14 protein-coding genes are annotated in these 12,244 nt (G+C 71.9%); 5 read left to right on the plus strand and 9 right to left on the minus strand.

Going from position 1 to position 12,244, the window contains the following annotated elements; all coding sequences use genetic code 11:
- Window positions 1–191 precede the first annotated feature (191 nt).
- The 4 genes from ACZ4YY_RS36020 to ACZ4YY_RS36035 all read left to right on the plus strand — a co-directional run bounded on the left by ACZ4YY_RS36020 (window position 192) and on the right by ACZ4YY_RS36035 (window position 3,680).
- Window positions 192–1,559, plus strand: coding sequence for an L-serine ammonia-lyase (locus ACZ4YY_RS36020; RefSeq protein WP_468299424.1), 1,368 nt, complete (start codon window positions 192–194; stop codon window positions 1,557–1,559).
- Between the two features lie 404 nt (window positions 1,560–1,963).
- Window positions 1,964–2,230, plus strand: coding sequence for a hypothetical protein (locus ACZ4YY_RS36025; RefSeq protein WP_468299426.1), 267 nt, complete (start codon window positions 1,964–1,966; stop codon window positions 2,228–2,230).
- Window positions 2,231–2,546: 316 nt separating this feature from the next.
- Window positions 2,547–3,104, plus strand: a complete 558-nt coding sequence (locus tag ACZ4YY_RS36030; RefSeq protein ID WP_468299428.1) for a glycoside hydrolase family 25 protein — start codon at window positions 2,547–2,549, stop codon at window positions 3,102–3,104.
- A gap of 33 nt (window positions 3,105–3,137) precedes the next feature.
- On the plus strand, window positions 3,138–3,680 hold the full coding sequence (locus tag ACZ4YY_RS36035; RefSeq protein WP_468299430.1) for an MOSC domain-containing protein: 543 nt from the start codon (window positions 3,138–3,140) through the stop codon (window positions 3,678–3,680).
- 1 nt (window position 3,681) lies between these two features.
- Here the strand turns inward: ACZ4YY_RS36035 and ACZ4YY_RS36040 are convergent, their stop codons facing one another.
- From ACZ4YY_RS36040 to ACZ4YY_RS36050, 3 genes are all read right to left on the minus strand, one after another.
- Complete coding sequence (locus ACZ4YY_RS36040) at window positions 3,682–4,344, minus strand: NADPH-dependent F420 reductase (RefSeq protein ID WP_468299432.1); 663 nt, start codon at window positions 4,342–4,344, stop codon at window positions 3,682–3,684.
- A 224-nt stretch (window positions 4,345–4,568) separates the two neighbouring features.
- Window positions 4,569–4,781, minus strand: coding sequence for an EF-hand domain-containing protein (locus tag ACZ4YY_RS36045; RefSeq protein WP_468299434.1), 213 nt, complete (start codon window positions 4,779–4,781; stop codon window positions 4,569–4,571).
- A 48-nt stretch (window positions 4,782–4,829) separates the two neighbouring features.
- Entirely contained in the window at window positions 4,830–5,777 is a 948-nt protein-coding gene (locus tag ACZ4YY_RS36050) for a MerR family transcriptional regulator (protein ID WP_468299436.1), read from the minus strand.
- Window positions 5,778–5,834: 57 nt separating this feature from the next.
- On the opposite strand from ACZ4YY_RS36050, the gene ACZ4YY_RS36055 reads away from it, so the two are divergent.
- Window positions 5,835–6,470: a GNAT family N-acetyltransferase gene (locus ACZ4YY_RS36055; protein WP_468299438.1), complete on the plus strand. Its 636-nt coding sequence runs from the start codon at window positions 5,835–5,837 to the stop codon at window positions 6,468–6,470.
- Between the two features lie 27 nt (window positions 6,471–6,497).
- Here the strand turns inward: ACZ4YY_RS36055 and ACZ4YY_RS36060 are convergent, their stop codons facing one another.
- The 6 genes from ACZ4YY_RS36060 to ACZ4YY_RS36085 all read right to left on the minus strand — a co-directional run bounded on the left by ACZ4YY_RS36060 (window position 6,498) and on the right by ACZ4YY_RS36085 (window position 12,176).
- Window positions 6,498–7,121: an ADP-ribosyltransferase gene (locus ACZ4YY_RS36060; protein ID WP_468299440.1), complete on the minus strand. Its 624-nt coding sequence runs from the start codon at window positions 7,119–7,121 to the stop codon at window positions 6,498–6,500.
- Between the two features lie 75 nt (window positions 7,122–7,196).
- On the minus strand, window positions 7,197–8,375 hold the full coding sequence (locus ACZ4YY_RS36065; protein WP_468299442.1) for a YncE family protein: 1,179 nt from the start codon (window positions 8,373–8,375) through the stop codon (window positions 7,197–7,199).
- Window positions 8,375–9,154, minus strand: coding sequence for a polysaccharide deacetylase family protein (locus ACZ4YY_RS36070; RefSeq protein WP_468299444.1), 780 nt, complete (start codon window positions 9,152–9,154; stop codon window positions 8,375–8,377). The genes ACZ4YY_RS36065 and ACZ4YY_RS36070 overlap by 1 nt, the downstream gene beginning before the upstream one ends.
- A gap of 89 nt (window positions 9,155–9,243) precedes the next feature.
- Complete coding sequence (locus ACZ4YY_RS36075; RefSeq protein ID WP_468299470.1) at window positions 9,244–9,840, minus strand: ATP-binding protein; 597 nt, start codon at window positions 9,838–9,840, stop codon at window positions 9,244–9,246.
- A gap of 198 nt (window positions 9,841–10,038) precedes the next feature.
- Window positions 10,039–10,806 carry an enoyl-CoA hydratase/isomerase family protein gene (locus tag ACZ4YY_RS36080; RefSeq protein WP_468299446.1) on the minus strand — a complete coding sequence of 256 codons (768 nt, stop codon included), beginning with the start codon at window positions 10,804–10,806 and terminating at the stop codon, window positions 10,039–10,041.
- A gap of 119 nt (window positions 10,807–10,925) precedes the next feature.
- Window positions 10,926–12,176, minus strand: a complete 1,251-nt coding sequence (locus ACZ4YY_RS36085) for a L,D-transpeptidase (RefSeq protein WP_468299448.1) — start codon at window positions 12,174–12,176, stop codon at window positions 10,926–10,928.
- Between the last annotated feature and the right edge of the window lie 68 nt (window positions 12,177–12,244).

Raw genomic sequence — 12,244 nt, forward strand, 5'->3', positions numbered from 1 at the left:
TGATCGCCGCGGCGCTGAAGCCGTCCTACGACGTGGAGGCGCTCAAGGCCCGGGTGGCCGCCCTGGTCGCGAAGCACCCGCTCTACCCCGGCCTGAACACCAAGTAAGTCCCCCGGCGGGGCACCCCCCGCACACCCTCTGGCGCCGCACGGCCCCGGGGGTGCCCCGCCACCCCGTACGGAGGAGTCACCGTGGCCATCTCGGTCTTCGACCTGTTCTCGATCGGCATCGGCCCGTCCAGCTCCCACACGGTCGGCCCGATGCGGGCGGCGCGCATGTTCGCCCGCCGCCTGCGCAACGAGGGCCTGCTGGGCTCCGTGGCATCGGTGCGGTCCGAGCTGTACGGCTCGCTCGGCGCCACCGGCCACGGCCACGGCACCCCGAAGGCGGTCCTGCTCGGCCTCGAGGGCGACTCACCGCGCACGGTGGACGTCGAGACGGCCGACGCGCGCGTGGAGGGGATCAGGGCCTCGGGCCGTCTGACCCTGCTCGGCGAGCACGAGATCCCCTTCGACTTCGACGCGGACCTGGTCCTGCACCGCCGCCAGACCCTGCCGTACCACGCGAACGGCATGACCCTCTGGGCGTACGACGCCTCCGGGGCCGAGCTGCTGACGAAGACGTACTACTCGGTCGGCGGCGGTTTCGTCGTCGACGAGGAGGCGGTGGGCGCGGACCGCATCAAGCTGGACGACACGGTCCTGAAGTACCCCTTCCGCACGGGCGACGAGCTGCTGCGCCTGACGAAGGAGACCGGTCTGTCGATCTCCTCGCTGATGCTGGAGAACGAGCGCGCCTGGCGCACGGAGGAGGAGATCCGCGAGGGCCTGCTGGAGATCTGGCGGGTGATGCGGGCCTGCGTGTCGCGCGGGATGTCCCGCGAGGGCATCCTGCCGGGCGGTCTGCGCGTGCGCCGCCGCGCAGCGATGACGGCCCGTCAACTGAGGGCGGAGGGCGACCCGTTGGCCCACTCCATGGAGTGGATCACGCTCTACGCGATGGCGGTGAACGAGGAGAACGCCGCCGGCGGCAGGGTGGTCACGGCCCCCACGAACGGCGCGGCGGGCATCATTCCCGCGGTCCTGCACTACTACGTCACCTTCGTGCCCGGCGCGGACGAGGACGGGGTGGTCAGGTTCCTGCTGGCCGCCGGCGCGATCGGCATGCTCTTCAAGGAGAACGCCTCCATCTCCGGCGCCGAGGTCGGCTGCCAGGGCGAGGTGGGCTCCGCCTGCTCGATGGCGGCGGGCGCGCTCGCGGAGGTCCTCGGCGGCAGCCCCGAGCAGGTCGAGAACGCGGCCGAGATCGGCATGGAACACAACCTCGGCCTGACCTGCGACCCGGTCGGCGGTCTCGTCCAGATCCCCTGCATCGAACGCAACGGCATGGCCGCCGTCAAGGCCGTCACCGCGGCCCGGATGGCGATGCGCGGCGACGGCTCCCACAAGGTGTCCCTGGACAAGGTCATCAAGACGATGAAGGACACCGGCGCGGACATGTCCGTCAAGTACAAGGAGACGGCCCGGGGCGGGCTGGCGGTGAACATCATCGAGTGCTAGGGGGTGTTTTGAAAGTCCCGCACAGCACCCACGGCGCCCGGCACGCCCTCGCGCCGCACCGGCCGAAAGCCCGAGTACACCCAGTACGAGCGCTTTCGTCCGGCACGCCGAGAGCACGCACGCACCGGACACCGCGGGCACCGCACAGGACTTCGAAACACCCCCTAGGGGCCGTGAAGGGCTTCCCGTGCGGATCGATCGCCCCAAAGCGGCTCGCCGCAACTCACCGCCCGGCAAAGGCCCTTGCCGGCCTCGCCACTGACAGGTGGCCGGCCATGCGCTGCCCGATGGGCGGCACCGTCCCGTCGGTGGGACGGGGCCTCTCGAGACGCCTGCTCTCCCCTCAGCCGGCTGACAGGGTCTCGGGTGGGCCGCGACAGGCGGCGGATCGGGGAAGGTGTGCCGTGGGTGCGGGAGTCCGGTTGCTCGTGATCGGGGTGGCCGGCACCGGCTGGGGGTCGGTGTACCTCTTCAACGTGCGCGGTGCGGCGGACAAGGCCGCGGAGCGGCGAAACGCCGTGCGGGCTGTGACCGCTGCCCGCACCATGAACCTGACGCTCACGCAACCGTCACGCTTCGGCCCCTGGTTCTTCAGGCTCATGGCAGGCGTCGTACTGACCTGCAGCCTGTTCCTCGGCTTCGTGGGCCTTGCCTTGACGCTCGCGGGTTGAGCCGCGGCCTCATCGGATCTCTTGCCGTACGGCCGCGCCTCGCCCCTGGGCGTAGACGCCGGTGATGACGCCGATGTGGGCGCGGCCGGGGAGTTCGGTGACGACGAGTTCGACGCCCTGTTCCGAGAGCAGGGTCGCGGATGCGTCGGGGCCCCGCCCGGTCGAGGAGGCTGCGAGAGGGCGCTCGGCGGTGGGACGGCGGCGGGTCGGTGCGCTTCCACGCGCCGTCCGGCAACGGGAGGGCGACGTTCCGCCTGTGTCGGGCGGGGGCATAACACCACTCCCTTCCTCCCTCAGCACCTCGGGGGTCGCCCTCATGCTCCACGGCATCGACGTCAGCGCCTACCAGTCCGCCGCCTACGACACCGACGGCCTCTCCTTCGTCTTCATCAAGGCGACGGAGGGCCGCACCTACGTCAATCCGAAACTCGCGGCCCAGACGAAACGCGCCCGTGAGGCGGGTCTGGTCGTCGGCTTCTACCACTTCCTGTGGCCCGGGAACCTCACCGCGCAGGCCGAGCACTTCGTCGGCCGGGCCCCCGAGCGGGCGGGCGACGTCCTCGCCGTCGACTGGGAGACCACCGGCGGGGGAACACGTGCGAGCAACGCGGAGAAGGACCGCTTCCTGCGCAAGGTGAAGGAGCTGCGGCCGCACCACCGGGTCGTCCTGTACTGCAACCGGAACTTCTGGCTGAACGTCGACACCACCTCCTACGCCGGTGACGGCCTCTGGATCGCCGACTACGTGGCCGCGGGCCGGCCCCGCATCAAGGCGAAGTGGCGCTTCCACCAGTACACCGACGATCCCCACGACAGGAACGTGGCGGCCTTCCCGAGCCGGGCGGCGCTGCGCGCGTGGGCGACACTGGAGTGAGCAGCCGCAACCGCAGAGGGGGGCCCGCACGACATGGGTGGAATCATCGCCGCCGTCAGCAGCAACGCCACGTACTCCTTCACCAAGCCCAACCGGGACGACATCACGCTCGTCGCCGGGTTCGGGGTGGAGGGCGACGTACACGGCGGGGCCACCGTGAAGCACAGGTTCCGGATGCGCAAGGACCCCACCCGGCCGAATCTGCGGCAGGTGCACCTGCTGCACGCGGAGTTGTTCGACGAGGTGCGCGGGGCCGGGTTCGAGGTGAGCGCGGGCGACCTCGGCGAGAACGTGACCACGCGGGGGATCGATCTGCTCGGGCTGCCCGTCGGCGCGCGGCTGCGGCTCGGGGAGGCGGCCGTCGTCGAGGTGACCGGGCTGCGCAACCCCTGTGCGCAGATCGACGGGTTCCGCAAGGGGCTGATGAAGGAGGTCGTCGGCAGGGACGCCGACGGCCGGCCCGCCTTCCGGGCCGGCGTCATGAGCGTGGTCGTCACCGGGGGCGTGGTGCGTCCGGGGGATCCGATATCGGTCGAGCTGCCGGACGGGCCGCACCGGCCCCTGGAGATCGTCTGAGTCAGCCGCGGAAGTCCGGCGTACGGTGGGGGCTCGCCTCCGCCAGGGCCTTGGTGACCTCGTCCACGCCGCCGCGCAGGCCGTAGACGGGGGTGTCGGGCTGCTGGCGCCAGGAGTCGTCGATGCCGCCGGCGTCGACGGTGTCGAAGCCGAGTTCCCCGATGAGGGCGCGGACCTTCTCCTTGGCCGCCTCGTCGTCGCCGGCCACCGGCAGGGCGATGCGGTCGGGGTCGCCGGCCGGTCGCGGACGGTCCAGGATGTCCTGGGCGTAGGTGCCGTTGAAGGCCTTGATCACCGGGTGGCCGAGGTGGCGTTCCGTCCAGCGGCTCTCGGTGAGACCCTCGTCCTCGATCGCGTCGATCCTGCCGTCGCGCTGACGGGGGTAGTAGTTGCCCGTGTCGATCACGGCGACGCCCTCGGCGGCGCCGTCGAAGAGGCCGGAGGGCAGGTCGGGGATCGCCTTCAGCGGGATCGTGACGACGACGACCTCCGCGCCCCGTGCCGCCTCCTCGACGGCGACGGGCGTGGCGCCGGTCTCGGCGGCCAGGTCGGTGAGGGTCTGCGGACCACGGGAGTTGGCCACGGAGACCTCGTGGCCGAGGGCGGTCAGCCGTCGGGTGAGGTTGCCGCCGATGTTCCCCGCGCCGATGATGCCGATCTTCATGACAGGCCCTTTCCAGAAGGATTCCATGCACGTGCATGAGTTCTGGTGGGCCAACCCCGCGCGGGCGCCGGCTATTCCGCTGCCCGGGGTCCTGTCGGAACCCGCCCGTGGCGAGCCGTTCCGCACGCACCGTCCCGTGACGGGCCGTCGGCCGCGAACCGCCCCCTCGCGCGCCGTCTCACGCCGAAGGGGGGCACCCGTCGGATGCCCCCTTCCCGCGCGCGTCACTTGTTCAGGTACGCCCAGAACTCGTCGAACGACAGGACCTTGTCGCCGTTCAGGTCGCGGCTCTTGATGATGGCCTCGGCGACCGGCTCGGTGACGTTCCAGTCGCCGCCCTGCGCCAGGGCTGCCTTGAACTCGGCCGCGGTGATGAACCCGTCACCGTCCGTGTCGATCCGCTGGAACTGCTTGCGCGCTTCTTCGATGTCCGCCACCGATCCGCCCCTTATTCCTTGCTTGCTGCCGTACTGACGCAGGTCAGATTAACGGTCGGGGTGCGTGCGCAGCGCGGCGACCACCCACGCGAACTCCTCCTCGTGCGACGGCTGAGCGCCGAGCCCGTTCACGACGGCCGACAACTGCCGGTACCGGGCGACCCGTTCGTCCGTGGCCGCCGTGAGCCGCTCCAGGACGGCGGCCCGGTCGGCGTCGCCGAGAATGCCGCGCAGGATGCCGTCGGCCTCCGGGGCGTCGGGGGCGACGCCGGCCCGCAGGGCCTGACCGGCGAGTTGCACCAGGCGGCTCATGAACCACAGGGAGGTGCCCGCGGGGGCGTCCGGCCCGCGGTCGGCGGCGTTGGACTCGACCATGCCGCGCATCAGCGCCCGGAACCGCGGGTCCTGGATCAGCTCGGCCAGCTCCACCCAGGCGTCGACCTGCTCGGGGGTGGGGTCGTCGGGCAGCTCGGCGGCGTGGAAGCGCAGCCGGGTGCGGATGTCGGGGTCGGCGGTGTCGAGGCCGTCGAAGACCTCCGCCAGGAATTCCTCGACGATGCGCCCGCGCTCGGCCGCCGACAGTCGGGCCAGCCTGTTCATCAGGGTCATCTCCTCTGCGGTGGAGCCGCGTCGCGCCACGGTGGACAGCACCGCACGGGTCACCCTCAGTGAACGGATCTGCGCGTCCAGGGCGGCCACGTGCGCGGCCGCGACCCGGGCGACCGTGGTCTCCCCGGCCAGCACCTCACGGACGGCGCCCAGGCCGAGGCCCAGTTCGCGCAGGGTGCGGATCAGCTCCAGCCGGGCCGCGGACTCACCGTCGTAGAGGCGGTAGCCGCCCGCGGAACGGGTGACCGGGGTCAGGACGCCCTCGTCGGACCAGTAGCGGATGGTGCGCACGGTCAGTCCCGTGGCGCGGGCCAGCTCGCCGATGGTGAGAAGCGCGGTGCCGTCGTACGGGGGGTCTGGGGGATGTCCCCCCGGTGGGTGCAGCATGTGTGTGAGTGTGGGCCTTCCAGTGGGTGGAGACTCAAGGGCATCCGGGGGAGCGCGGTGGGGACGTTGCGGGACCTTCTCGACGCGGCGGCGCGGGGCGTCTTCCCGCCGGCGGACGGCGGCACGACCGTGGTGCCGCAGCACTCCCCCCGGGACGCCGGCGTGCTGTCCTTCACGGCGCACTCCGTGGTCTTCACGGACGAGGACCCGCGGTGGGTGCGCAAGACGCTGGCGGCGACGGACTGCGACGCGCTGGCCGCGAGCATGAACCCGCGGTTCCTCGCGGCGTTCCTGGAGCGCACGGGCCGCGTCTGCGAGACCGTCGACGCGGTCCTGGTCGGCTCCCCGCTGCCGGGTGGGCCGCCGCTCGCGCTGGAGGAGGGCGAGGACGCCGCTCATCCCCGCGCGCTCTACGCCCGCCGGCGGCGCGACGACGTGCGCGTCTGGACCGCCGAGGGCGGGGTGCTGGTGCTGGGGCGCGGGATCGCCGGCCGGATGGAGGTGTCGGTCGAGGTGGACGCCGGCGCACGGCACCGGGGGCTGGGGCGGGCGCTGGTGACCGCGGCCCGCCATCTCGTCGCCGAGCCGTTGTGGGCGCAGATCGCGCCGGGGAACGCCCGCAGTGTGCGGGCGTTCCAGGCGGCCGGCTACCGCCCGGTCGGGGCGGAGGTGCTGCTCACCGCCCGCCGGTGAGCGCGCGGTGCCCGCCGGTGAGCGCGCTCAGTGCCAGGCCTCGAAGTGCGGGTTGCTCTGGCAGGCGCTCATGATCTCGACCTTGGTCGTCTTGTTCACCGGGCAGACGCCGATGACGTACTTGCGGTCGATGCCACCGGGGAAGGCGACCTCGACCTGGTCGGCCCACCTGTGGGTGTCGCCGATGGTCTTGTTGACGTCGATCCCGCCGGGGGCGTCGATGTAGTAGTTGTAGCCGGACTTCCACCACGTCTTGTACAGGTCGTGGTCGTACGTCGTGGAGACGTACGGAGAGGGCTGGTTGACCAGGACGTACTGCTCGAGGTCGTACTGGCCGTTGACGACGTCCCTGGGGCGGAAGCCCTCCTGGAAGACGATCTCCGGCCCGCGGCCGTCGCTGCGGTAGAGCGTGCCGCAGGTCGTGCGCCAGACCGGGGCGGGGGTGATCCGGTCGAGGTCGACGCCGCGGTCGGCGGCGGCCTTGAGCTTGTCGTCGAACCGGGGGCAGACGGGGGCGGCGGCCCGGGCGGGCGCGCCCGCGGTGGCGGCGGGCGCGGTGGCGGCGGGCGCGGTGGCGCCCGTGGTGGTGAGGACGGCGGCCAGGGCGAGGACGGCGGCGGTGGCCGGCCGCCGCAGGGCAGTGGTGATCATGCGGGGCACGATTCCGGTTCTGCGGCGGCGGGTTGTGGAGCATCACCCGTCGGTGGCGTGTCAACTGACCTGTCGTCAGCGGAAGATGCCGGTGTGGCCGAGCGAGTAACGGCCGGGTTGCGGGTAGACGGCGAGGCCGTGCGGGCCGCTGCCCACGGGGATGCGGGCGAGCTGCCTGCCGGTGCGGGTGTCGATGGCGTACACCTCGGCGTCGTAGCGCCCGGACAGCCACAGGACCGTGCCGTCGGCGGAGACGCCGCCCATGTCGGGGCTGCCGCCGCCGGGCAGGCGCCACTTCTTGGTGAGCTCGTTGCGCTCGAAGTCGAAGACCGAGACGGAGCCCTCGCCACGGTTGGAGATGTACATCTCGCGGGAGTCGCGGCTGACGTAGAGGCCGTGGCAGCCCTTGCCCGTGGGCAGCAGGGTGGGCCTGGCGAACGTGTCGCCGTCCAGGACCCAGACGCCGTGGGCCATCATGTCCGCGATGTAGAACCGCTTGCCGTCGGGCGAGATCTTCACGTCCTGGGGCATGGCGCCCCGCAACGGCAGTTTCTGCTGCGCCACGACCTTCATCCTCTCCGTGTCGACCTTGAGGAGTTCGCCGCTGAACTCGCAGGAGACGATGAAGTAGCGGCCGTCGAGGGAGAAGTCGGCGTGGTTGACGCCGTAGCAGCTGACCGGCTCGGTCCTGAGCGTCTTCATGGTGTGCGGGTCGCGGAAGACGAGTTCGCGGTCGAGGGAGGCCATGACGACGGCGTACCGGCCGTTGGGCGTGAAGTAGAGGTTGTACGGGTCGTGCACCTCGACCGCCTTGCCCGCCCTGCCGGTCTTGGGGTCGATGGGGGTGAGGGTGTGGCCGCGGTTGTTGTTGACCCACAGGGTCTTCAGGTCCCAGGAGGGCACGACGTGCTGCGGCTGGCGGCCGACGCGGAGGGTCTCGACGACCCGGTACGTCGCCGGGTCGATGACGGAGACGGTGTCGGACTCGGTGTTGGGGACGTAGACGCGGGAGGGGAAGTCCTTGACGACCGGGGAGAGCCGTCCGGGACGGTCGGCGGCGTAGACGTCCTCGGGGTCGAGGACCGGGGGCATGCCGGGCAGCCCCCGGATGGCCGGCTGCTTCTCCTTCACCGGGGCGGGGACGGCGGCCTCGGTGGCCTTCTCCGCGCCGCCGCGGGTGTCGGTGCCGCAGGCGGCGAGGACGGCGAGGGCGGCGCCGGCGAGCAGGGCGCTTCTCACAAGGGTGCGGTGCATCAACTGAGCAGCTCCGTGGTGGTGACCGCGCGCAGTCCGCGGCGGTGGAGTTCGTCCAGGACGGCCGGGAGCGCGGCGACCGTGTCCGCGTACCCGAGGTGCAGGCTCACGACGGACCCGTTGCGGATCGCGCCGAGCACGGTACGGGCGACGGCGTCGGCGCCGGGCCGGGTGTGGTCGAGGGAGTCGACGTCGTGGGAGAGGACGTGGGGGTAGCCGACGCGGCGGGCGAGGTTCTCGACGGCCGGGGAGGCGCGGGTGGTGCGGGAGGGGCGGAACCAGGTGCCGATGGATCCGGTGAGCCGGTGCAGCCGGTCCGCGCAGGCCCGGATCTCCCCCTCGGCCTCGGCCTCGGGCAGGGTGTTGATGTCGAGGTGGCGGTGGGTGTGGTTGCCGAGGTCGTGGCCGCCGTCGAGGATGCGGCCGGCGAGAAAGGGGTGGGCGTCGAGCCAGGTCCCGACGGCGAGCACGGTGACCCGGGCGCCGTGCCGCTCGGCCTCCTCGAGCACCTGGACCGTGAGGGCCGGCTCGCCCTGCCCGTGGAAGGTGAGGGCGACACGGGGCCGGTCGCGGGGGCCGTGGGTGATCTGGGCGGGCCGGCGGGGGAAGGCCCGGGGGGCCGGGGCCGCCCTGGCGGGGGACGCCCCCGCGGTGGCCGTCCCGGTGGAGGCCGGGGTGGTGGTGGAGGTGCCCGGTGGAGCGCACGCGGCTGCCGACGCGCTTGCGACGGCGAGCCCGGCACCCGCCCGCAGCACGGCACGACGGTCGGTCGAAGTCACCCGCCCATTTAAGGGGCAAGGAGCAGCAAAAGGGGCGATTCACCCGGTTGCCGGTGGGGAGCGTCGAGCGGCCCGCGCGAGCGCGGGGGTCAGCGGTCCGCCACCCGCATCTCGAACCAGGTCGTCTTGCCCCGGGGCAGCAGGTCGACGCCCCAGCGGTCGGCGAGCTTGTCGACGAGGAACAGACCGCGACCGCTGGTGTCCAGTTCCTGGACCGGCATGAGACAGGGCAGTCCGCGGGAGGGATCGCGCACCTCGACGCGGATCCAGCCCCGGCGGCGGCGCAGACGCAGGCCGAACGCGCGGGCGCCGGTGTGACGGACGGCGTTGCCGACGAGTTCGGAGACGAGCAGGACCGCGTCCTCGGTCATCTTGGGGGTGAGCTGCCAGTGGCGCAGGACGACGACCTGGGTCAGGCGGCGTGCGGCGGCGGCGGACTCGGGGCGGGACGGCAGTTGCACCTCCGCCTCCGTGGGATTGCCGAACAGCTCCAGCGCCTTGAGTGCCCGTTCGTCCTCGACCGCAGGCGACCAGCGTGCCGCGGCCACACGCTCGTGCCCTCGCGGCTGTTCGATGCCCTCCAGCCCCGCCATGCCCCCATCATGGCCGTCCAGGGCCCCGCACGTGGCCGTTCCGGGGGAATACGCCCCCTGTGAGCCACTGTTCCACCGGATCCGCCCCGGCATGTGCCCTGAGCGGTTCGCCATCCGCCGAAACCCCGCTGACCTGCGGTGACGGAACGTCCGGAGACCATCTGCGGGGTCCCGCGACACGGCAGCCCCCAGGGCACCTCGAGGCTCCCGCGAACCGCCCCTTCGAGGGACCCCGGAGTCAGACGGCCCGTCAACAGCAAGAGCACACGGGAGTTTTTGGGGAGAGGTGTCTCACAGGAACTTCGCCTTGCCCGGCCCCTCCTCGACGAAGCTGCGCATGCCGATCTCGCGGTCGGCGGTGGCGAACAGGCCCGCGAACCAGTTGCGCTCGACGGCGAGACCGGTCTCGATGTCCGTCTCCAGCCCGGTGTCGACGGCCTCCTTGGCCGCACGCAGCGCGATCGCCGGCCCCTGCGCCAGCTTCGCCGCCCACGCGTGCGCCTCGGCGTACACCTCGGCGGCCGGGACCACCCGGTCCACCAGACCCATCGTCAGCGCCTCGTCCGCCTTCACCATCCGGCCGGTGAAGATGAGGTCCTTCGCCTTGGACGGGCCGACGAGGCGGGACAGACGCTGGGTTCCGCCCGCACCCGGGATCAGGCCGAGCAGGATCTCCGGCTGGCCCAGCTTGGCGTTGTCCCCGGCGATCCGGAAGTCCGCACACAGCGCCAGCTCGCAGCCGCCGCCCAGCGCGTAGCCGGTCACGGCCGCGACCACCGGCTTGGGGATGCGGGCCACCGCCGTGAAGGAGTCCTGCAGGGCGCGGGCGCGCAGGACCATCGCCGTGTGGTCCATGGCCTGCATCTCCTTGATGTCCGCGCCCGCCGCGAACACCTTCTCCCCGCCGTAGACCACCACGGCGCGGACGTCGTCGCGGCGGGCCGCCTCCTCGGCCAGCTCCTTGAGCCGGTCCTGGGTGGCGACGTCCAGCGCGTTCATGGGCGGGCGGTCGAGGCGCAGGGTGCCGACGCCCTCAAAGACTTCGAGATTCACCGTCATGCCAGCAGGTTAACGGTGACTAACGGCGAGGGGGCGGGTGCGGTCGCTCACACCCGCGGACGACGACCGGGCCCGGTGCCGTGTCGCACGGCACCGGGCCCGGTCGTCGGGGCGGGCGACTACTTCGTCCACTCCGCCCACGGCATGTTCCAGCCGTTGTAGCCGTTGTCCGGGTCGACGATCCGGTCCTTGGAGTTCTTCACGACGACCACGTCGCCGACCATCGAGTGGTTGAAGAACCACGCGGCCGGAACCCCGCTGTCGTAGCCGCCGCGCACGTCGCGCAGGCCGATGCAGCCGTGACTGGCGTTGTAGTTGCCGAAGGCGCCGCCGCCCCAGTAGTTGCCGTGGATGAAGGTGCCGGAGGTGGTCAGCCGCATGGCGTGCGGCACGTCCTTGATGTCGTACTCGCCGCCGTAGCCGACCGTCTCGCCGTTCATCCGGGTCACGGTCAGCTTCTCGCTGATGACCATCTGGCCGTTCCAGGTCTCCATACCGGGCTGGCCGGTGGTGACCGGGATGGTCTTGACGACCCTGCCCTCCTGCGTGACCTTCATCGTGAGCGACTTGACGTCCACGACGGAGACCTGGTTGCGGCCGATGGTGAAGGAGACCGTCTTGGACTGCTCGCCGTAGACGCCGTCACGGCCCTCGACGCCGTCGAGGTTCAGCTTGACGGTGACCTTGGTGCCGGCCTTCCAGTACTTCTCCGGGCGGAAGTCGAGGCGGTCGTTGCCGAACCAGTGGCCCTGCACGTCGACGGCCGGTTCGGTCTTGATGCTGATGGCCTTCTCCACCGCCTCCGGGTGCGTGATGCCCCGGGTGAAGCGGACCGAGAACGGCATGCCGACGCCGACGGTGGTGCCGTCCTCGGGCGTGAACTCGCCGATGAAGGTGTTCTCCGGCGTCAGCGTGGTGAAGCTCGCGTCCTCGGCGGCCGTACGGCCCGCGGAGTCCTTGGCGACGGCGTGCACCTGGTAGGTGGTGGCGGCGGCCAGGTGGGTGGCCGGCGTCCAGCCCGCGCCGTCCGCGGAGATCGCGCCCGGGACCGCCGTGCCCTTGGCGTCCTTGACGACGACCTCGGTCAGCTTGCCCTTGGCCGCGGTCACCTTGAGCGCGCCGTTGGTCTCGACGGACTTGGCGCCGTCCTTCGGGGCGATGCTGACGACCGCCTCCGACTGCCCGCTCTGCGCGGTGGCCGAGGCGTTCTTGTCCGTGCCCCCGGCCCCGGCGTCCGCGTCCTTGTCGCCGCCCCCGCCGCCGCAGGCCGTGACGGCCAGCAGCAGACCTCCGGCGATCACTGCCAACCGCTTGCTGCGGCCGCGCGAGCGCCCCCCAACCGACGCCCCCGGTATCGGTCGCACGTTCACTTTCCTTCTCCCCTCCCCCGGACCTTGCGGCCCGCGCGCAGGCGCGTCTCCCCCACGCTGCGCGCATA

It is taken from the genome of Streptomyces sp. NPDC030143 (assembly GCF_055573695.1).